Genomic DNA, 20,254 nt, shown 5'->3' on the forward strand with positions numbered 1-20,254 from the left:
TAATTACTTCTTGCCGGCGATCGCCTTACGCGGCCCCTTACGGGTGCGAGCGTTAGTGCGAGTGCGCTGACCGCGGCACGGCAGGCCACGACGATGGCGGAAGCCGCGATAGCAGCCCATGTCCATCAGACGCTTGATGCTCATGGTGACTTCACGACGCAGATCACCTTCAACGGTGAACTTGGCGACTTCGTCACGCAGAGTTTCCATTTCCGCGTCAGTCAGATCCTTCACTTTCGTGGAAGGGTTCACGCTGGCAGCAGCACAAATCTGCTGAGCGCGAGTCTGACCGATGCCGAAAATTGCCTGCAGGCCGATAACGGCATGCGCATGATTGGGGATGTTTACCCCTGCAATACGGGCCATACTCTTTCCTTAAGCCTTAAGACCTTGAAAAGTTTGCGATTGTAACACGCAAATCCAGGTCTAACAAATGTTAGCCTTGTTTTTGCTTGTGACGCGGATCCGTGCAAATCACGCGAACTACGCGATTGCGACGAATAATTTTGCAGTTGCGGCAAATCTTCTTTACCGAAGGCTGTACTCGCATGTCAGTTCCTTTCAATCCTCTAAAAGAGCAAGTGCGTTATTTCGCACGGAACACTATCCGGGACTGGCAGGACCGAGGGGAAACCCCTCGCCCCAAACCGCCGTCAGATTGGATGCGAATGCCTACGCAATCGCACCCCGCCTGAACTGCCCGGTTACCACGTGTCCATTCACAAGCAAAACTCCGAAGCGAACTCCGGAATTTCGCACTGCATCTGGATGGTGTCTTCCTTAGCCAATAACCCAGCGCGAGCTCAAGTTGTCAGCGCGTGAGCGCGTTGCCTTTGAAGTTGGCCTTCTTCAGCAAGCTCTCGTACTGATGCGACAGCACGTAAGACTGTACCTGCGCCATGAAGTCCATGGTCACCACCACGATGATCAGCAGCGATGTACCGCCGAAGTAGAACGGTACGTTCCACTTCAAGATCAGGAACTCCGGCAGCAAGCAGACCAGTGTGATATAGATCGCACCAATCAGCGTCAGCCGCAGAATGATCTTCTCGATGTATCGGGAAGTCTGCTCACCAGGACGAATACCCGGGATGAAGGCACCGCTCTTCTTCAGGTTGTCAGCCGTTTCCTTCGGGTTGAACACCAACGCCGTGTAGAAATAGCAGAAGAAGACGATGGCCGCCGCATACAGCAGCACGTAGATCGGCTGACCGGGATGCAGTTTGTCTGCGATGCCCTTCAGCCAGCCCATGTGCTCGCCCTGACCAAACCAACCGAGAACGGTGGCCGGGAACAGGATGATGCTGGACGCGAAAATCGGCGGAATCACCCCCGCCATGTTGAGCTTGAGCGGCAAATGCGTGCTCTGGCCCTGCATGACGCGATTGCCCACCTGCCGCTTGGCGTAGTTCACCAGGACTTTGCGTTGGCCGCGCTCGGCGTACACCACCACATAAGTCACCACGATCACTCCGACAAACAACACGACGGCAAACAGGATAGGCAAAGAACCCTGACTGGTCAGAGTCAAGGTCTTGCCGATCGCAGCCGGAACGCCAGCGGCGATACCTGCGCAGATGATCAACGAAATGCCGTTGCCAATCCCGCGCTCGGTAATCTGCTCGCCCAGCCACATGAGGAACATGGTGCCGGTTACCAGCGATACGACTGTCGTCAGGTAGAACTCCCACTGCGGAGTGACCACCAGGTTAGGCTGCTTGTACAGCATCACCGCAATGCCGAAACTTTGGAAAGTCGCGAGCAAAACGGTGGCGTAACGTGTGTACTGGGTTATCTTACGACGTCCCGCATCGCCCTCCTTCTTCAGCTGCTTGAGGCTCGGAAGAACCTCGGAGGCGAGCTGAAGAATGATGGAGGCGGAGATGTACGGCATGATGCCAATGGCAAATACCGTAAATCTCGAGAGGGCGCCGCCCGAGAACATGTTGAACATGTCGAGCAGGCCCGTCTGCGATGAGTGGAACAACTTCGCTAGCTCGGCAGGGTTGATACCCGGAACCGGAATGTGGGCACCGATGCGATAAACGATCAGTGCACCAATCAGGAACCAGATTCGACGCTTGAGATCACCAAACTTATTGGCATTTGCCACTAGAGAAGTATTCGCCACAGATTATTGCCTTATTCTACGCTGCCGCCGGCAGCTTCGATGGCGGCGCGAGCGCCGGCAGTTACGCCAACGCCGCGCAGTTTTACTGCGCGCTCAATCTTGCCAGACAGCACCACCTTGGCGGAATTCGCCTGGATGGAAGCCAGACCAGCTTGCTTGAGAGAGAGCAGGTCGATTTCATCAACCGGCAGCAGGTTCAGTTCGGACAGGCGAATCTCGGCAACCTTGCCTGCGTTCAGCGACTTGAAGCCGCGCTTCGGCAGACGACGTTGCAGCGGCATTTGACCGCCTTCGAAACCAACCTTGTGGAAACCACCTGCACGGCTCTTTTGACCTTTGTGACCGCGGCCACAAGTCTTGCCCAGGCCGCTGCCGATGCCACGGCCTACACGGCGCTTGGCATGCTTGGCGCCGGCACCCGGCTGTACAGTGTTCAGCAGCATCTCTTAGCCCTCGAATTTCAACAAGTAGCTGATCTTGTTGATCATGCCACGGTTTTCAGGGGTATCGAGCACTTCAACAGTCTGGCGAATTTTCTTCAGACCCAGACCACGGGCGCAAGCCTTGTGAGACTCCAGGCGACCGATCAGGCTCTTTACCAGAGTGACCTTTACAGTCTTGGCGTTACTCATGGCTCACCCCCAGGATGTCCTCGACGCTCAGGCCACGCTTGGAGGCGATTTGCGCCGGGGTGTTGATGTTGCTCAGACCATCCAGAGTTGCACGCACCACGTTGTACGGGTTGGTGGAACCATGAATTTTTGCCGAGACGTTATGAACACCCATAGCATCAAAGATAGCGCGCATCGGGCCGCCGGCTTTCACACCGGTACCTTCTTTAGCGGGCTGGATGAATACAGTAGTAGCGCCGTGCTTGCCAACCACAGTGTGGTGGAAAGTGCCGTTTTTCAACGGAACCTTAACCATGTTGTGGCGAGCCTGTTCCATTGCCTTTTGTACGGCAACCGGAACTTCCTTGGAACGGCCTTTACCCATGCCAATTCCGCCATCGCCATCACCAACCACGGTCAAGGCGGAGAAAGCCATGATACGGCCGCCTTTAACCACTTTGGTGACGCGGTTGACGCTGATCATTTTCTCGACCAGACCGTCGCCACGATCTTCCGTTTCGTGTTTAGCCATTCTTCACTCCGAATTAGAATACGAGACCGTGTTCGCGAGCGGCGTCAGCCAGCGCTTTCATACGACCGTGGTATTTGAAACCAGAGCGGTCGAAAGCGACTTTCTCGATGCCAGCGGCTTTTGCTTTTTCAGCAATGCGCTTGCCGATCACGGCTGCAGCTACCACATTGCCGCCGTTTTTGAGATCAGCGCGTACGTCGGTTTCCAGCGAAGAGGCGCTGGCCAGTACTTTGCTGCCAGTCTCATCAACGATCTGGGCATAAATGTGGCTATTGGTGCGATACACAGTGAGACGCACCATCTTGAGCTCCGCAATACGGGCACGGGTTTTACGTGCGCGGCGGAGTCGAGCTTGTTTCTTGTCCATATCAGTGCCTCAGTTACTTCTTCTTGGTTTCTTTCAGAACCACAACCTCATCAGCGTAACGAACGCCTTTGCCTTTGTACGGCTCAGGAGCGCGATAAGCGCGGATTTCGGCAGCCACCTGGCCAACGCGCTGTTTGTCAGCGCCTTTGATCAGGATCTCGGTCTGACTCGGGGTCTCAGCTTTAACGCCTTCAGGCATTTGATGAGCCACCGGGTGGGAGAAACCCAGAGACAGGTTCAGGGTGTCGCCTTGAGCCTGGGCACGATAGCCCACGCCTACCAGCTGCAGCTTCTTCTCGAAGCCTTTGGACACGCCGGTCACCATATTGTTCAGCAGGGCGCGCAGAGTGCCGGACATGGCACGAGCGAACTTGCTGTCGTTCTTGGCGGCGAATGTCAGTTGGCCGTTGTCCAGCTTGACATCTACCTCTTCGCACAGAGCGGTGCTCAGGGTGCCCAGGGCGCCCTTAACAATCACTTCTGCAGCGCCGAATTTGACTTCGACGCCAGCCGGGATGACTACGGGATTCTTAGCTACGCGAGACATTTGACCCCCTTAAGCCACGACGCAGAGCAACTCGCCGCCGATGCCGGCCGCGCGCGCTTTGCGATCAGTCATAACGCCTTTGGAGGTGGACAGGATAGCCACGCCCAAGCCATTCATGACTTTCGGGATTTCGGTGGAGCCCTTGTACACACGCAGGCCAGGGCGGGAAACGCGGTCAATGCGTTCGATCACCGGACGGCCAGCATAGTACTTGAGCTGGATATCGAGAACAGGCTTCTTCTCTTCGCCGGCAACGGCGAAGTCTTCGATGTAGCCTTCTTCTTTCAACACCTGCGCCAGCGCAATTTTCAGCTTGGAAGACGGCATGGAAACTGCCACCTTGGAAGCCATTTGGCCGTTGCGGATGCGGGTCAACATATCGGAAATAGGATCGTGCATGCTCATTTATGTGTCTCCTATTACCAGCTGGCCTTCACAACCCCCGGAATCTCGCCCTTCAGAGCGATTTCACGGAGTTTGTTACGACCCAGACCGAATTTGCGGAATACGCCACGCGGACGACCGGTGATGGCGCAGCGACGACGCTGGCGAACCGGGGAAGCATTGCGCGGCAGCTGCTGCAGTTGCAGGCGAGCTGCAAAGCGCTCTTCTTCCGAGAGGCTTTGATTGTTGATAGTCGCGATAAGGGCTTCGCGCTTGGCAGCAAATTTTGCAGCCAGCTTGACACGCTTCTCTTCGCGCTGAATCAGTGCAAGTTTTGCCATGTGCTTAACCCTTGAACGGGAACTTGAACGCGGCCAGCAAAGCGCGGGCCTCTTCGTCAGTCTTCGCGGTGGTGGTAACAGTAATGTTCATACCACGCAGAGCATCGATCTTGTCGTACTCGATTTCCGGGAAGATGATCTGTTCTTTAACGCCCATGTTGTAGTTGCCGCGGCCGTCGAAAGACTTGGCGGAAACACCACGGAAGTCGCGAACGCGCGGCAGCGCGATCGTCACCAGGCGGTCCAGGAACTCGTACATGCGTTCGCGACGCAGAGTTACCTTGCAACCCACCGGATAGTGATCGCGAATCTTGAAGCCTGCGATGGATTTGCGAGCGGTGGTGACAACCGGCTTCTGGCCGGCGATCTTTTCCAGGTCGCCCACGGCGAAATCCATTACCTTTTTATCGGCAACAGCTTCGCCCACACCCATGTTCACAGTGATCTTCTCAATGCGCGGGACTTGCATGATGGACTTGTAGCCGAACTGTTTCATCAGTTCAGGCACTACGGTGTCTTTGTAGAAATCGTAGAGACGTGCCATGTTTTGTTCCTTACGCGCCAATGACTTCGCCGTTGGACTTGAACACGCGTACCTTGCGGCCGTCTTCAAGAACCTTGAAGCCTACGCGGTCAGCCTTTTGGCTTGCCGGATTGAAAATGGCGACGTTCGATGCGTCAACAGGCATGGTCTTTTCAACGATGCCGCCGGCCACGCCACGCACCGGATTCGGCTTCTGGTGTTTCTTGGCGACATTCACGCCCTCAACAACCAGTTTCTCGTCCAGAACGCGCAGAACGGTGCCGCGCTTACCTTTGTCTTTGCCGGTGATTACTACGACTTCATCACCCTTGCGAATTTTGCGCATGCGATCTCCTTACAGTACTTCAGGAGCCAGCGAAACGATCTTCATGAAGCGCTCGGTACGCAGTTCACGCGTAACAGGCCCGAAGATACGAGTGCCGATAGGCTCAAGCTTGTTGTTGAGCAGGACGGCGGCATTGCCGTCGAACTTGATCAACGAGCCATCCGGACGACGCACGCCTTTGGCTGTGCGAACCACAACCGCGTTGTAAACGTCGCCTTTTTTGACGCGTCCGCGCGGAGCAGCATCCTTGATGGTCACCTTGATGATGTCGCCTACGCTTGCATAGCGACGCTTGGAACCGCCCAATACTTTGATGCACATAACGTGACGCGCACCTGTATTGTCAGCGACCTCAAGCATGGTCTGCATTTGGATCATGTGATGATTACCTTTCTAATCCAACTTTATCCGTCACTCTCATCTGCCGGTTTCTCGCATAAGAGCAAGACCAAACAGACGAAACGCCACAGAAACTGTGGCGTATCCAACGGCCAGTTTTGGACCCCGTAAGGGCGGAACTCCTACCCGATAGGGGTAGGAAGATGGCCATTATACAGGGAGCTTTCGCTCCCTGCAAGTCTTTACACCTGGCGGGATTTCTCTACCAGGGCAGTTACCACCCACGTCTTGGTCTTCGAGAGCGGACGGGACTCGCTGATAACAACGATATCGCCGGCCTTGAACTCGTTGTTCTCGTCGTGCGCGTGGAACTTCTTAGAACGACGGATAATTTTGCCGTAGATCGGGTGCTTTACTTTGCGCTCGACCAGTACGGTCACGGTCTTATCCATCTTGTCGCTGACTACGGTACCGGTCAGCGTACGTACCACTTTGGTTTCGCTCATCTTAAACTGCCTTTTCTTTCAGAACGGTGCGCACGCGAGCGATGTCGCGACGTACTTTCTTCAGTTCAGAGGTCTTGGCGAGTTGCTGAGTGGCGTGCTGCATACGCAGAGCAAACTGGGCCTTCAAGAGGCTAAGCAGTTCCGCCTTCAGCTCGTCAACAGTTTTGGCTTTCAGTTCGGACGCTTTCATTACTGACCTACCTGTCTAGTTACAAACACAGTGGCGATCGGCAACTTGGCTGCGGCCAGACGGAAAGCTTCACGAGCGAGTTCCTCGGAAACACCATCCATTTCGTACAGCATCTTGCCAGGCTGGATTTCGGCCACGTAGTACTCCGGAGAGCCCTTACCCCCGCCCATACGGACTTCAGCAGGCTTGGAAGTAATCGGCTTGTCCGGGAAGATGCGGATCCAGATGCGGCCGCCACGCTTGATGTGACGGGTCATCGCGCGACGCGCAGCTTCGATCTGGCGCGCGGTCAGACGACCACGACCAACCGCCTTCAGACCGAAATCACCAAAGCTCACTTTGTTGCCACGAGTAGCGATACCCGTGTTGCGGCCTTTATGCTGTTTACGGTACTTGAGTCTAGTTGGCTGCAGCATTTCGAGCACCCTTTCTCGATTTCTTCTCGGTCGCTACCGGAGCCGGCTGAACTTGACCCGGCTTGAGCTCGCCCTTGTATACCCATACCTTGATGCCGATGATACCGTAGGTAGTTTTGGCTTCGGAGGTTGCGTAGTCTACGTCTGCGCGCAGGGTATGCAGCGGCACGCGGCCTTCGCGGTACCATTCGCTACGAGCGATGTCGATACCGTTCAGACGGCCGGAGCTCATGATCTTGATGCCTTGAGCGCCCATGCGCATTGCGTTTTGCATAGCGCGCTTCATGGCGCGACGGAACATCACGCGCTTCTCCAGCTGGGAAGCGATGCCGTCGGCGATGATTTGAGCGTCCAGTTCCGGCTTGCGAACTTCTTCGATGTTCACATGCACGGGAACGCCCAGGCGCTTTTGCAGTTCTTGCTTGAGCAGCTCGATGTCTTCGCCTTTTTTACCAATCACCACACCCGGACGGGCGCTGTGAATGGTGATGCGGGCGGACTTAGCCGGGCGCTCGATAGTCACACGGCCAACCGAAGCATGACCCAGGCGCTTTTTCAGGAATTCGCGAACTTCGATATCCTGCTTCAGCATTCCCGGGAAGTTCTGCGAATTCGCGAACCACTTGGAAGACCAGTTTTTGTTAACGGCAAGACGGAATCCCGTCGGATGAATCTTCTGACCCATTTCTTACCCCTTAATTGCCAACGGTCAACGAGATGTGGCAGGTCTGCTTTTCGATGCGGTTACCACGACCCTTAGCACGGGCGGTGAAACGCTTCAGACTAGCGCCTTTGTCAACAAAGATGCCGGTGACACGCAGGGTGTCAATGTCGGCGCCTTCGTTGTGCTCGGCGTTAGCGATGGCAGATTCCAGCACTTTCTTGATGATTACCGCGCCCTTCTTCGGGGAGAAGGCCAAGATATTCAGAGCCTGATCAACGGACTTGCCGCGGATCAGATCGGCCACCAGGCGGCATTTTTGTGCCGAAAGGCGAACGCTTTTCAGATTTGCAGATACTCTCATCGCTTCACCTTATCTCTTCTTCGCCTTCTTATCGGCCGCGTGGCCTTTGAAGGTACGAGTCAGGGAGAATTCGCCCAGTTTATGGCCGACCATGTTTTCGGAAACATAAACAGGCACATGGGTGCGACCGTTGTGCACAGCGATGGTCAGACCAATGAAATCCGGCAGGATGGTCGAACGACGGGACCAAGTCTTGATCGGACGCTTGTCGCTGGTTGCCCGCACCGCATCTACTTTTTTCAGCAGATGCAGATCAACGAACGGGCCTTTTTTCTGCGAACGTGCCATTGTCAATTACCCTTTTTTGGAATAGCGACGGCGTACGATCATATTGTCGGTACGCTTGTTGCGACGGGTACGGAAGCCCTTAGCCGGAGTGCCCCATGGGCTAACCGGTACACGGCCTTCGCCAGTGCGACCCTCACCACCACCGTGCGGGTGGTCAACCGGGTTCATGGCAACGCCACGTACGGTCGGACGGATACCGCGCCAGCGAGTAGCACCAGCCTTGCCCAGCTTGCGCAGGGAGTGCTCTTCGTTACCCACTTCACCAACAGTCGCTCGGCAATCAACATGCACCAGGCGGATTTCGCCCGAACGCAGACGCAGTTGAGCGTAAGCGCCTTCGCGAGCCAGCAGCATCGCGGATGCGCCAGCGGAACGAACCATCTGAGCGCCCTTGCCAGGCTGCATTTCCACGCAGTGGATAGTGGTACCCACCGGGATGTTGCGGATCGGCAGAGCGTTACCGGCCTTGATCGGAGCTTCCGCGCCGGACAACAGCTCAGCACCGGCCTTCACACCGCGCGGAGCGATGATGTAGCGGCGTTCGCCATCGGCGTAGCACAAGAGGGCAATGTGAGCGGTGCGGTTCGGATCGTATTCGATGCGCTCCACTTTCGCCGGGATGCCATCCTTGTTGCGACGGAAGTCGATGATGCGGTAGTGCTTCTTATGGCCACCGCCACGATGACGCGTGGTGATGTGGCCATTGTGGTTACGGCCACCAGTGGAAGATTTCTTTTCCAGCAGGGCTGCGTGCGGAGCACCTTTGTGCAGGTCAGGGTTTACTACCTTGACAACGGCACGGCGGCCCGCGGAAGTCGGTTTTACCTTAACGATAGGCATGCTCTATCTCCTTACTCCGCTGCGGCCGGGGTAGCGGTCAGATCAATTTCTTGACCTTCCACCAGGCTAACGTAGGCCTTTTTCCAGTCACTGCGACGACCGATGGAACGGCCAAAGCGCTTAACCTTGCCCTTGACATTCACAGTGGAAACGCCTTCAACTTTTACGTTGAACAGCATTTCAACCGCAGCCTTGATTTCGGGCTTGGTCGCATCTTTGGCAACGCGGAACGCCATTTGCTGGTTCTTCTCAGCAATCATGGTGCTCTTTTCGGAAACGATGGGAGCAAGAATTACTTGCAACAGACGTTCTTGGTTCATGCCCACTGCTCCTCAAGTAGCTTCACAGCGTCGCGAGTGATCACGGTCTTCTTGAAGCGCAACAGGCTGTACGGATCAGCTTGAACCGCTTCGATAACCAGCACATTCGTCAGGTTACGCGAAGAGAGATAGAGGTTTTCGCTCAGTTCGCCAGTGATGAACAAAGCCTGTTCCAGGCCCATGGGCTGAACGGCGCCAACGAATTCTTTGGTCTTCGGGCTATCAACATTCAGCTCGTCAACCACGATCAGACGCTCGTCGCGAACCAGCTGCGACAGAATCGCGGCCATGCCTGCACGGAACATCTTGCGGTTAACTTTCTGAGTGAAGTTCTCGTCCGGCTTGTTCGGGAAAGCACGGCCACCACCACGACGGTTCGGGGTAGAAGTCATACCTGCACGAGCGTTACCAGTACCTTTCTGACGGAAAGGCTTCTTGGTCGAGTGCTTCACTTCAGCACGGGTCAGCTGGGCGCGGTTGCCGCTACGGGCATTCGCCAGGAATGCGGTAACAACCTGATGCACCAGAGCTTCATTGTATTCGCGACCGAACAAAGAGTCGGACACTTGCAGGCTGCCAACAGCCTTGCCTTGGGTATTGATTACATTCAATTCCATCACGCACCCGCCTTCACGCTAGGACGAACGACTACGTCACCGTTCTTGGCGCCAGGAACAGCACCCTTAACCAGAATCAGTTGACGCTCGGCATCGACACGAACGATTTCCAGGCACTGCACGGTGCTCTTGACGTTACCGTATTGGCCCGCCATGCGCTTACCCGGGAAAACGCGACCCGGATCTTGCGCCTGACCGATGGAACCCGGCGTGTTATGCGAACGCGAGTTACCATGGGAAGCACGGTTGGAAGAGAAGTTGTGACGCTTGATCACGCCGGAGAAGCCCTTACCTTTGGAGGTGCCGGTTACATCAACCAGTTGACCAACGGTGAAGATCTCAACAGCGATGGCATCGCCCGGCTTGAAGTTGGACAGATCGGAGGAGGTCAGCGAAAACTCGACCAGACCCAGACCTGCTTCAACGCCAGCCTTGGCGAAGTGGCCCGCGGCAGCCTTAACAACACGGCTGGCCTTTTTGGAGCCATAGGTAACCTGCACGGCATTGTAGCCGTCGGTTTCAGCAGTTTTGATTTGCGTGACGCGGTTAGCGGACATGTCCAGCACAGTTACCGGGATGGTTGCGCCATCTTCGGCAAAAATGCGGGTCATGCCGACTTTGCGACCGACAAGACCTAAACTCATGTTTATTTCCTTTTTCAGGCGCCGATTACGATTGACCGGCATAAAAAACACGACAGAAAAAACAAAAACGGACTCGCCAAAATGGCGAGTCCGCTAATGTATCACAGAAAATTCAAGAATCGCAAGAACTTAGCTCGCAAACCCTTGAACTTAAGCGATTACTGCAGCTTGATTTCCACATCCACACCGGCCGGCAGATCGAGCTTCATCAGAGCGTCGACGGTCTTGTCGGTCGGATCCACGATGTCCATCAGACGCAGGTGAGTGCGGATTTCCAGCTGATCGCGGGAAGTCTTGTTCACGTGCGGGGAACGCAGCACGTTGAAACGCTCGATTTTGGTCGGCAGCGGAACCGGGCCTTTAACAACGGCGCCGGTGCGCTTGGCGGTTTCAACGATTTCCTGAGCGGAGCGATCGATCAGGTTGTAATCGAAAGCTTTCAGGCGGATGCGGATTTTCTGGCTAGACATTAGATTCTCCGATCCTTAAGCAATGATCTTGGCAACAACGCCGGCGCCGACGGTACGGCCGCCTTCGCGGATGGCGAAACGCAGACCATCTTCCATGGCGATCGGGGCGATCAGCTCAACGGTGATTTCAACGTTGTCACCCGGCATTACCATTTCCACGCCTTCCGACAGAGTAACGGCGCCCGTTACGTCGGTGGTACGGAAGTAGAACTGCGGACGGTAGTTCGCGAAGAACGGGGTGTGACGACCACCTTCGTCTTTGCTCAGCACGTAGACAGAAGCCTCGAACTTGGTGTGCGGGGTGATGGTGCCCGGCTTGGCCAGCACTTGGCCACGCTCAACGTCTTCACGCTTGGTGCCGCGCAGCAGCACGCCAACGTTGTCACCAGCTTGACCTTGGTCCAGCAGCTTGCGGAACATTTCCACGCCGGTGCAAGTGGTCTTCGCGGTAGCCTTCAGGCCCACGATTTCCAGTTCTTCGCCGACTTTAACAATGCCGCGTTCTACGCGACCGGTTACCACGGTGCCGCGGCCGGAGATCGAGAACACGTCCTCGATCGGCAGCAGGAACGGCTTGTCGATGGCGCGTTCCGGAGTCGGGATGTAGGAATCCAGAGCGGCAGCCAGCTTGAAGATGGCCGGTTCGCCGTATTCGGACTGGTCGCCTTCCAGCGCCAGACGAGCGGAGCCGATCACCACCGGGGTGTCGTCGCCCGGGAAGTCGTAGGAAGACAGCAGATCGCGAACTTCCATTTCAACCAGCTCCAGCAGCTCAGCGTCGTCCACCAGGTCGGCCTTGTTCAGGAACACGATGATGTACGGAACGCCAACCTGACGGGACAGCAGGATGTGTTCGCGGGTTTGCGGCATCGGACCGTCAGCGGCCGAGCACACCAGGATAGCGCCGTCCATCTGGGCAGCACCGGTAATCATGTTCTTAACGTAGTCGGCGTGACCCGGGCAGTCTACGTGAGCGTAGTGACGGGACTCGGTTTCGTATTCTACGTGGGCGGTATTAATGGTAATACCGCGAGCCTTTTCTTCCGGCGCGCTGTCGATCTGGGAGTAGTCTTTGGCTTCGCCACCGAACTTCTTCGACAGAATGGTGGTGATAGCAGCGGTCAGAGTGGTTTTACCATGGTCTACGTGACCGATGGTGCCTACGTTTACGTGCGGTTTATTCCGCTCAAACTTTTCTTTTGCCATTTTGCAAAAATCCTTAATTAAAGAACATTAGATCGGGACTGACCAAGCCTTTACGGCCCGGCCAGCCACAGCGCGCATTACTTGCGAGCGGCCATTACGGCGTCGGCAACATGCTTCGGAGCTTCGGAGTAGTGCTTGAACTCCATGGAGTAGGTCGCACGACCCTGGGTAGCGGAACGCAGATCGGTCGAGTAACCGAACATCTCGGCCAGCGGCACTTCGGCCTTGATCTTCTTGCCACCCAAACCATCGTCGTCCATACCCTGAACAATGCCGCGACGACGGTTCAAGTCGCCCATCACATCGCCCATGTACTCTTCCGGAGTTTCTACTTCCACCGCCATCATCGGCTCGAGGATGCACGGACCGGCGCGGCGCATGGCTTCTTTGAACGCCAGGGAGCCAGCCAGTTCGAACGCGATCTGCGAGGAGTCGACGTCGTGGTAGGAACCGAAGGTCAGACGCACGGTAACGTCAACCACCGGGAAGCCGGCGAGAATACCGCTGGACAGGGTGTTCTGAATACCCTTATCCACGGACGGGATGAATTCACGCGGAATCACGCCACCCTTGATCTCGTCGACAAACTTGTAGCCATTGCCCTCGCCGGACGGCTCAAGGGTAATGACTGCATGGCCGTACTGGCCCTTACCACCGGACTGCTTGACGTGCTTGCCGTCAACATCAGTAACGATCTTGGTAATGGTTTCGCGGTAAGCCACTTGCGGAGCGCCAACGTTGGCTTCAACGCCAAATTCACGCCGCATGCGGTCAACCAGAATTTCCAGGTGCAGTTCGCCCATACCGGAAATAATGGTCTGGCCGGATTCTTCGTCGGTACGCACGCGGAACGACGGGTCTTCCTTGGCCAGGCGGTTCAGGGCAACGCCCATCTTCTCCTGGTCGGCCTTGGTCTTCGGCTCAACGGCAACGTGAATCACCGGCTCCGGGAATTCCATACGTTCCAGAATGATTTCGGCGCTCAGATCGCACAGGGTTTCACCCGTGGTCACTTCTTTCAGGCCGATGGCGGCGGCGATGTCGCCTGCACGCACTTCTTCCAGTTCGATACGGTCGTTCGCCATCATCTGCACGATACGGCCGATACGCTCTTTCTTACCCTTGATGGAGTTCAGCACGGTATCACCGGACTTAACCACACCAGAGTAGACGCGGAAGAAGGTCAGCTGACCAACGTACGGGTCATTCATCAGCTTGAACGCCAGAGCCGAGAACGGCTCGTCGTCGGAAGCGTGACGCTCCGCCGGCTTGCCGTCGGTTTCACCGGCGATGGCCGGGATGTCGATCGGCGCCGGCAGCAGTTCAATCACGGCATCCAGCATGCGCTGAACACCCTTGTTCTTGAACGCGGAACCGCACAGCATCGGCTGAATTTCGCAACGCAGGGTACGCGCGCGCAAACCAGCGATGACTTCTTCCTCGGTCAGCGTTTCGCCGCCCAAGTACTTGTCCATCATTTCTTCGCTGGCTTCAGCCGCGGCTTCAACCATCTTCTCGCGCCATTCTTCGGCAACGGAAACCAGGTCGGCCGGGATTTCGCCGTATTCGAATTTCATGCCCTGGGACGCTTCATCCCAGATGATGGCCTTCATCTTCAACAGGTCAACCACGCCGGTGAAACCGTCTTCAGCGCCGATAGGCACGACGATGGGCACCGGGTTGCCGCGCAGGCGGGTTTTCACCTGTTCAACCGCACGGAAGAAGTTGGCGCCTTGACGGTCCATCTTGTTCACGAAGGCGATACGCGGCACTTTGTACTTGTTAGCCTGACGCCATACGGTTTCAGACTGGGGCTGAACGCCGCCCACCGCGCAGTACACCATCACCGCGCCGTCCAGCACACGCATGGAACGCTCTACCTCGATGGTAAAGTCCACGTGTCCCGGGGTGTCGATGATGTTGAAGCGGTGCTCGGGGAATTGCATCCCCATACCCTTCCAGAAGGTGGTCACAGCAGCGGAGGTGATGGTAATGCCACGCTCCTGCTCTTGCTCCATCCAGTCGGTGGTGGCAGCGCCGTCATGAACCTCGCCCAGCTTGTGGTTCACGCCGGTGTAAAACAGAATACGCTCGGTAGTGGTCGTCTTACCGGCGTCAATGTGAGCGGAGATACCGATGTTACGGTAACGCTCAATGGGGGTTTTCCTTGCCACGATCTACACCTTAAATAGTGGGTCTGCTTAGAAGCGGAAGTGCGAGAAGGCCTTGTTGGCTTCTGCCATGCGGTGCACTTCGTCACGCTTCTTCATCGCGCCGCCACGGCCTTCGGCCGCGTCGAGCAATTCACCAGCCAGGCGCAGGTCCATGGACTTTTCACCGCGCTTGCGCGCAGCGTCGCGCAGCCAACGCATGGCCAGGGCCATACGACGCGACGGACGTACTTCAACAGGAACTTGATAGTTTGCACCACCTACGCGGCGGCTTTTTACTTCTACTACCGGCTTGGTGTTGGACAGTGCTGCGTTGAACACTTCCAGGGCATTTTTGCCGGATTTCTTTTCGATCTGTTCCAGAGCACCGTAAATGATGCGCTCTGCAACGGATTTCTTGCCATCGATCATGACTACGTTCATGAACTTGGACAGGTCCTGGGAACCGAACTTCGGATCCGGCAGGATTTCGCGCTTGGGGACTTCTCTGCGACGTGGCATGTTACTTCCTTAGATTATTCAGTTGAGCTTTGGCTCATGACTACCCAATGGAGCAGTCACTTACTAGACGACCCTGAGTGTTGATCAGGCCGCCTTGAGAGCATCCCAATTACTTAGGACGCTTGGCACCGTACTTGGAACGAGCCTGTTTACGGTCTTTAACACCTGCGGTGTCGAGGGAGCCGCGAACGGTGTGGTAGCGAACACCCGGCAAGTCTTTTACACGACCGCCGCGGAGCAGCACTACGGAGTGTTCCTGCAGGTTGTGGCCTTCACCACCGATGTAGGAAATCACTTCGAAACCGTTGGTCAGACGCACCTTGCACACTTTACGCAGAGCCGAGTTCGGCTTCTTCGGAGTGGTGGTGTAGACACGGGTGCACACGCCACGCTTCTGCGGGCAGGCTTCCAGCGCAGGCACCTTGCTCTTCGCCTTGATGGCGACGCGGCCTTTGCGAACGAGTTGGTTAATGGTTGGCATTACTATCAGTTCCTAGTTGAAGCTCTCCAACGGCAACACGCCGCCAGAAAGGACGGAGGATTATATTTTAGTCAACGTCCCACCGTCAATGAAAACAACGCTGCCCTATCACCTTAACCGTTGATAGGGCAGCGTTTTTTCAACACTTTACGTCAAGGCCATCCGGAAGCGGGCAATTCCGCCTCTTTCCGGCCAGGACGATTAAGCGTTATTCGTTGCTGTCGAGCGCATCCGCCGGGGCGATATCGAAGAACTGGGCTTCGGCCGCTTCCAAGGTGTGCTGCGTCGAGCCGCGACGGGTGCGGTGGTAAGCCAGACCGGTACCCGCCGGGATCAGACGACCGACAATCACGTTTTCCTTCAGGCCGCGCAGGTCGTCCTTCTTGCCCATGATCGCCGCTTCGGTCAGCACGCGAGTGGTTTCCTGGAAGGAAGCCGCAGAGATGAAGGAGTCGGTGGACAAGGACGCCTTGGTGATACCCAGCAGCACGTTTTCGTACTGCGCAGGCTCTTTGCCTTCCGCCAGCATCTTGTCGTTCATTTCCAGAGCATCGGCGCGCTCCACCTGCTCGCCCTGGATGAACTCGGTGTCGCCGCTGTCGGAGATGATCACGCGACGCAGCATCTGGCGAATAATCACCTCGATGTGCTTGTCGTTGATCTTCACGCCCTGCAGACGATACACCTCCTGCACCTCTTGGACGATGTAGCGGGCCAGCGCCTCGATGCCCTGCAAACGCAGGATGTCGTGCGGGTCCACCGGACCATCCACGATGGATTCGCCGCGGTTCACCACCTGACCGTCGTGCACCAGCACGTGCTTGTCTTTCGGGATCAGGTTTTCGTAACCGTTGCCTTCCAGATCGGTGATGATCAGGCGCTGCTTGCCCTTGGTGTCCTTGCCGAAGGAGATCGTGCCGGTCACTTCCGCCAGCATGCCGGCGTCTTTCGGCGAACGCGCTTCGAACAGCTCGGCCACGCGCGGCAGACCACCGGTAATATCGCGGGTCTTGGACGATTCCTGCGGGATGCGGGCCAGCACTTCGCCCTTGCCCACTTCCTGACCGTCGCGCACCGTGATAATGGCGCCCACCTGGAAGGTGATCGATACCGAGGCCTCGGAACCAGCCAGCTTCACTTCGTTGCCGTTGTCGTCCAGCAGCTTCACCAACGGACGCAGCATCTTGGACTGCGAACCGGCGCGGCGCTTCGGATCGATCACGACCAGCGTCGACAGACCCGTTACTTCGTCGGTCTGCTTGGCAACGGTGTTGCCCTCTTCCACGTTCTCGAACTTCACGCGACCAGCGTACTCGGTGATGATCGGACGGGTATGCGGATCCCAAGTGGCCAGCACGGCACCTGCCTTGATCACCAGGCCATCTGTCACCATCAGCGTCGCGCCATACGGCACTTTGTGACGCTCGCGCTCGCGGCCCATATCATCGTGGATCACCACTTCGCCGGAGCGGGTGATGACGATGAGCTCGCCCTTGGTGTTCGCCACGTAGCGCATCTGACTGGAGAAGCGCACGGTGCCGTTGGACTTGCCCTCCACCTGACTGGCGGCCGCGTTTCGCGACGCCGCGCCACCGATGTGGAAGGTACGCATGGTCAGCTGGGTGCCCGGTTCACCGATGGACTGGGCGGCGATCACGCCGATGGCTTCGCCGGCGTTGACGCGCTTGCCGCGCGCCAGGTCGCGACCATAGCACTTGGCGCACAGGCCGTAACGGGTATCGCAAGTGATGGCGGTACGCACCTTCACTTCGTCGATGCCCAGGCTGTCCACCACATCCACCAGATGCTCGTCCAGCAGCGAACCCGCTTCGATCACAGTCTCGCCGGTGGACGGATCCACCAGGTCGATCGCGGCCACGCGGCCCAGAATGCGGTCGCGCAGCGGTTCGATCACGTCGCCGCCCTGCAGCACGGCCTTCATGGTGAAGCCGTTGCTGGTGCCGCAATCGTCCTCGATCACCACCAGATCCTGCGTCACGTCGACCAGACGACGCGTCAGGTAACCGGAGTTCGCGGTCTTCAAGGCGGTATCCGCCAGACCCTTACGCGCACCGTGAGTGGAAATAAAGTACTGAAGTACGGTCAGGCCTTCGCGGAAGTTGGCGGTAATCGGCGTTTCGATAATCGAGCCGTCCGGCTTGGCCATCAAACCCCGCATACCGGCCAGCTGCTTGATCTGGGCTGCGGAACCCCGCGCGCCCGAGTCGGCCATCATGTAAATGGAGTTGAAGGATTCCTGATCGACTTCCTTGCCTTCGCGGTCCAGCACCTTCTGCTTGGACAGCTCGTCCATCATCGCCTTGGCGATCTTGTCACCGGTGCGGCCCCAGATGTCCACTACCTTGTTGTAGCGTTCGCCCTGAGTCACCAGACCTTGACGGTACTGCTCTTCGATCTCTTTGACTTCCTTCTGCGCGTCGGCAAGCAGGTCGACCTTCTTGGCCGGGATCTGCATATCGTCCACGCAAATGGAAATGCCGCCGCGAGTGGAGTAGGCGAAACCGGTGTACATCAACTGGTCGGCGAAGATCACCGTGTCGCGAATGCCGCAACGACGGAACGAAACGTTGATCAGTTTCGAGATTTCTTTCTTCTTCAGCGCCTTGTTGATGTGCTCGAACGGCAGACCTTTCGGCAGGATGTCGGACAGAATGGCGCGGCCCACGGTGGTGTCGTAACGCTTGATCACCGGCTGGAACTCGCCCTGCTCGTCTTTTTCCCATTCGCGCAGGCGCACGGTGATGCGCGTCGCCAGCTCAACCTGACGGGTTTCGTAGGCGCGATGCACTTCCTTGGTGTCCGCGAACACCATGCCCTCGCCCTTGCCGTTCACCTTGTCGCGGGTCATGTAGTACAAACCCAACACGATATCCTGCGACGGCACGATGATCGGGTCGCCGTTGGCCGGGGACAGCACGTTGTTGGTGGCCAGCATCAGAGTGCGGGCTTCCATCTGCGCTTCCAGCGACAGCGGGACGTGAACAGCCATCTGGTCACCGTCGAAGTCGGCGTTGAACGCCGCGCAGACCAACGGGTGCAGTTGGATGGCCTTGCCTTCGATCAGCACCGGCTCGAACGCCTGGATACCCAGGCGGTGCAGCGTAGGCGCACGGTTCAGCAGTACCGGATGCTCGCGGATCACGTCTTCAAGGATGTCCCAAACTTCCGGCACTTCCTGCTCTACCAGCTTCTTGGCCGCCTTGATGGTGGAGGCCAGGCCCATCACTTCCAGCTTGTGGAAGATGAAAGGCTTGAACAGCTCCAGCGCCATTTTCTTCGGCAGACCGCACTGATGCAGACGCAGAGTCGGGCCCACGGTAATCACGGAACGACCGGAGTAGTCCACGCGCTTACCCAGCAAGTTCTGACGGAAACGACCGCCCTTGCCCTTGATCATGTCGGCCAGCGATTTCAGCGGACGCTTGTTGGCGCCGGTCATCGCCTTGCCGCGACGACCATTGTCCAACAGCGAGTCAACCGATTCCTGCAGCATGCGCTTCTCGTTGCGCACGATGATGTCCGGCGCGCGCAGTTCCAGCAGGCGCTTCAGACGGTTGTTACGGTTGATCACGCGGCGATACAGATCGTTCAGATCGGAAGTCGCGAAGCGACCGCCGTCCAGCGGCACCAGCGGACGCAGTTCCGGCGGAAGCACCGGCAGCACTTCCAGAATCATCCATTCCGGCTTCATGCCGGAACGCTGGAAGGCCTCCAGCACTTTCAGGCGCTTGGAGATCTTCTTGATCTTGGTGTCGGAGCTGGTTGCCTTGAGCTCGGCGCGCAGGGTCTCGATCTCGCTGTCCAGGTTCAGCTTCTTCAGCAATTCCTTGACCGCTTCGGCGCCCATCATGGCGACGAACTCTTCACCGTACTGGTCTTCCTTGTCCAGGAAGTCCTCTTCGGTCAGCAGCTGACGGTATTGCAGCGGGGTCATGCCCGGATCGGTCACCACGAACGCTTCGAAGTACAGCACGCGTTCGATGTCGCGCAGCGTCATGTCCAGCACCATGCCCAGACGCGACGGCAGCGACTTCAGGAACCAGATGTGCGCGGTCGGGCTGGCCAGCTCGATGTGGCCCATGCGCTCGCGACGCACCTTGGACAAGGTGACTTCCACGCCGCACTTCTCGCAGATCACGCCGCGATGCTTCAGGCGCTTGTACTTGCCGCACAAGCACTCATAATCCTTCACCGGGCCGAAGATGCGCGCGCAGAACAGGCCGTCGCGTTCCGGTTTGAAGGTACGATAGTTGATGGTTTCAGGCTTTTTTACTTCACCATAAGACCAGGAACGGATCTTGTCAGGCGAGGCGATGCCGATCTTAATCGCATCAAACTCTTCTTCTTGCGTAACTTGCTTAAAGAGGTCGAGCAGAGCTTTCATTGCGTCTCCAGTCAGGGGACAGGCGCGGCGGCTTGCCGCGCCCATTCAACCCA

At 57.1% G+C, this 20,254-nt stretch carries 29 protein-coding genes; all 29 read right to left on the bottom strand.

All coding sequences use genetic code 11. From position 1 onward, the window contains the following. Positions 1-3: 3 nt before the first annotated feature. The 29 genes from rpsM to rpoC all read right to left on the bottom strand — a co-directional run bounded on the left by rpsM (position 4) and on the right by rpoC (position 20,201). The gene (gene rpsM, locus HA052_RS11675) at positions 4-366 is read right to left on the bottom strand and encodes a 30S ribosomal protein S13 (protein ID WP_048411917.1); all 363 of its coding nucleotides are present in this window, start codon (positions 364-366) and stop codon (positions 4-6) included. A gap of 70 nt (positions 367-436) precedes the next feature. Continuing rightward, positions 437-550 (bottom strand): 50S ribosomal protein L36, encoded by a 114-nt coding sequence (gene rpmJ, locus HA052_RS11680; RefSeq protein WP_011137711.1) that lies wholly within the window; start codon positions 548-550, stop codon positions 437-439. Positions 551-811: 261 nt separating this feature from the next. Continuing rightward, complete coding sequence (gene secY, locus HA052_RS11685; RefSeq protein WP_039755684.1) at positions 812-2,131, bottom strand: preprotein translocase subunit SecY; 1,320 nt, start codon at positions 2,129-2,131, stop codon at positions 812-814. 11 nt (positions 2,132-2,142) lie between these two features. Beyond that, on the bottom strand, positions 2,143-2,574 hold the full coding sequence (gene rplO / locus HA052_RS11690) for a 50S ribosomal protein L15 (RefSeq protein WP_043636363.1): 432 nt from the start codon (positions 2,572-2,574) through the stop codon (positions 2,143-2,145). A 3-nt stretch (positions 2,575-2,577) separates the two neighbouring features. Then, the gene (rpmD, locus tag HA052_RS11695) at positions 2,578-2,763 is read right to left on the bottom strand and encodes a 50S ribosomal protein L30 (RefSeq protein ID WP_011137715.1); all 186 of its coding nucleotides are present in this window, start codon (positions 2,761-2,763) and stop codon (positions 2,578-2,580) included. Next, on the bottom strand, positions 2,756-3,274 hold the full coding sequence (rpsE, locus tag HA052_RS11700) for a 30S ribosomal protein S5 (RefSeq protein WP_043594101.1): 519 nt from the start codon (positions 3,272-3,274) through the stop codon (positions 2,756-2,758). The genes rpmD and rpsE overlap by 8 nt, the downstream gene beginning before the upstream one ends. Before the next feature lie 13 nt (positions 3,275-3,287). Further along, complete coding sequence (gene rplR / locus HA052_RS11705; protein WP_081546300.1) at positions 3,288-3,641, bottom strand: 50S ribosomal protein L18; 354 nt, start codon at positions 3,639-3,641, stop codon at positions 3,288-3,290. Between the two features lie 13 nt (positions 3,642-3,654). Next, positions 3,655-4,188, bottom strand: coding sequence for a 50S ribosomal protein L6 (gene rplF, locus HA052_RS11710; RefSeq protein WP_081546298.1), 534 nt, complete (start codon positions 4,186-4,188; stop codon positions 3,655-3,657). A gap of 9 nt (positions 4,189-4,197) precedes the next feature. After that, the gene (rpsH, locus tag HA052_RS11715) at positions 4,198-4,593 is read right to left on the bottom strand and encodes a 30S ribosomal protein S8 (protein ID WP_019104495.1); all 396 of its coding nucleotides are present in this window, start codon (positions 4,591-4,593) and stop codon (positions 4,198-4,200) included. Between the two features lie 14 nt (positions 4,594-4,607). Beyond that, a complete protein-coding gene (rpsN, locus tag HA052_RS11720) occupies positions 4,608-4,913 on the bottom strand; it encodes a 30S ribosomal protein S14 (protein ID WP_081546296.1) in 306 nt (101 codons plus the stop codon). A gap of 4 nt (positions 4,914-4,917) precedes the next feature. Next, entirely contained in the window at positions 4,918-5,457 is a 540-nt protein-coding gene (gene rplE, locus HA052_RS11725; RefSeq protein WP_019104493.1) for a 50S ribosomal protein L5, read from the bottom strand. A 10-nt stretch (positions 5,458-5,467) separates the two neighbouring features. Next, positions 5,468-5,782, bottom strand: coding sequence for a 50S ribosomal protein L24 (gene rplX / locus HA052_RS11730; protein ID WP_048413703.1), 315 nt, complete (start codon positions 5,780-5,782; stop codon positions 5,468-5,470). 9 nt (positions 5,783-5,791) lie between these two features. Further along, on the bottom strand, positions 5,792-6,160 hold the full coding sequence (gene rplN / locus HA052_RS11735) for a 50S ribosomal protein L14 (protein ID WP_019104491.1): 369 nt from the start codon (positions 6,158-6,160) through the stop codon (positions 5,792-5,794). A gap of 203 nt (positions 6,161-6,363) precedes the next feature. Continuing rightward, positions 6,364-6,627 (bottom strand): 30S ribosomal protein S17, encoded by a 264-nt coding sequence (gene rpsQ / locus HA052_RS11740; RefSeq protein WP_043594104.1) that lies wholly within the window; start codon positions 6,625-6,627, stop codon positions 6,364-6,366. 1 nt (position 6,628) lies between these two features. Beyond that, positions 6,629-6,817: a 50S ribosomal protein L29 gene (gene rpmC / locus HA052_RS11745; protein WP_011137725.1), complete on the bottom strand. Its 189-nt coding sequence runs from the start codon at positions 6,815-6,817 to the stop codon at positions 6,629-6,631. Further along, positions 6,817-7,233 carry a 50S ribosomal protein L16 gene (gene rplP, locus HA052_RS11750; protein WP_019101458.1) on the bottom strand — a complete coding sequence of 139 codons (417 nt, stop codon included), beginning with the start codon at positions 7,231-7,233 and terminating at the stop codon, positions 6,817-6,819. The genes rpmC and rplP overlap by 1 nt, the downstream gene beginning before the upstream one ends. Next, positions 7,217-7,918, bottom strand: a complete 702-nt coding sequence (gene rpsC / locus HA052_RS11755; protein ID WP_081546294.1) for a 30S ribosomal protein S3 — start codon at positions 7,916-7,918, stop codon at positions 7,217-7,219. The genes rplP and rpsC overlap by 17 nt, the downstream gene beginning before the upstream one ends. Before the next feature lie 10 nt (positions 7,919-7,928). Further along, a complete protein-coding gene (gene rplV / locus HA052_RS11760; RefSeq protein WP_019099946.1) occupies positions 7,929-8,258 on the bottom strand; it encodes a 50S ribosomal protein L22 in 330 nt (109 codons plus the stop codon). 9 nt (positions 8,259-8,267) lie between these two features. After that, positions 8,268-8,546, bottom strand: coding sequence for a 30S ribosomal protein S19 (rpsS, locus tag HA052_RS11765; protein WP_019099947.1), 279 nt, complete (start codon positions 8,544-8,546; stop codon positions 8,268-8,270). A gap of 6 nt (positions 8,547-8,552) precedes the next feature. Next, positions 8,553-9,386, bottom strand: coding sequence for a 50S ribosomal protein L2 (gene rplB / locus HA052_RS11770; RefSeq protein WP_043594111.1), 834 nt, complete (start codon positions 9,384-9,386; stop codon positions 8,553-8,555). A gap of 11 nt (positions 9,387-9,397) precedes the next feature. Beyond that, entirely contained in the window at positions 9,398-9,706 is a 309-nt protein-coding gene (rplW, locus tag HA052_RS11775; protein ID WP_019100830.1) for a 50S ribosomal protein L23, read from the bottom strand. Beyond that, complete coding sequence (rplD, locus tag HA052_RS11780; RefSeq protein ID WP_081546292.1) at positions 9,703-10,323, bottom strand: 50S ribosomal protein L4; 621 nt, start codon at positions 10,321-10,323, stop codon at positions 9,703-9,705. The genes rplW and rplD overlap by 4 nt, the downstream gene beginning before the upstream one ends. Next, positions 10,323-10,967: a 50S ribosomal protein L3 gene (rplC, locus tag HA052_RS11785; protein WP_081546290.1), complete on the bottom strand. Its 645-nt coding sequence runs from the start codon at positions 10,965-10,967 to the stop codon at positions 10,323-10,325. Before rplC ends, rplD begins: the two co-directional genes overlap by 1 nt. A gap of 158 nt (positions 10,968-11,125) precedes the next feature. Next, positions 11,126-11,437: a 30S ribosomal protein S10 gene (rpsJ, locus tag HA052_RS11790; RefSeq protein ID WP_011137734.1), complete on the bottom strand. Its 312-nt coding sequence runs from the start codon at positions 11,435-11,437 to the stop codon at positions 11,126-11,128. Positions 11,438-11,452: 15 nt separating this feature from the next. Further along, entirely contained in the window at positions 11,453-12,643 is a 1,191-nt protein-coding gene (gene tuf, locus HA052_RS11795; RefSeq protein WP_081546274.1) for an elongation factor Tu, read from the bottom strand. 77 nt (positions 12,644-12,720) lie between these two features. Continuing rightward, the gene (fusA, locus tag HA052_RS11800; RefSeq protein ID WP_081546288.1) at positions 12,721-14,817 is read right to left on the bottom strand and encodes an elongation factor G; all 2,097 of its coding nucleotides are present in this window, start codon (positions 14,815-14,817) and stop codon (positions 12,721-12,723) included. A gap of 27 nt (positions 14,818-14,844) precedes the next feature. Further along, positions 14,845-15,315: a 30S ribosomal protein S7 gene (rpsG, locus tag HA052_RS11805; protein ID WP_081546286.1), complete on the bottom strand. Its 471-nt coding sequence runs from the start codon at positions 15,313-15,315 to the stop codon at positions 14,845-14,847. A 109-nt stretch (positions 15,316-15,424) separates the two neighbouring features. Continuing rightward, positions 15,425-15,796, bottom strand: coding sequence for a 30S ribosomal protein S12 (gene rpsL, locus HA052_RS11810; RefSeq protein ID WP_019103491.1), 372 nt, complete (start codon positions 15,794-15,796; stop codon positions 15,425-15,427). A gap of 208 nt (positions 15,797-16,004) precedes the next feature. Next, positions 16,005-20,201, bottom strand: a complete 4,197-nt coding sequence (gene rpoC, locus HA052_RS11815; protein WP_081546284.1) for a DNA-directed RNA polymerase subunit beta' — start codon at positions 20,199-20,201, stop codon at positions 16,005-16,007. Positions 20,202-20,254 lie beyond the last annotated feature (53 nt).

Origin of the sequence: Chromobacterium fluminis (genome assembly GCF_011602385.1) — a bacterium.
Taxonomy (GTDB): Bacteria; Pseudomonadota; Gammaproteobacteria; order Burkholderiales; family Chromobacteriaceae; genus Chromobacterium; species Chromobacterium fluminis.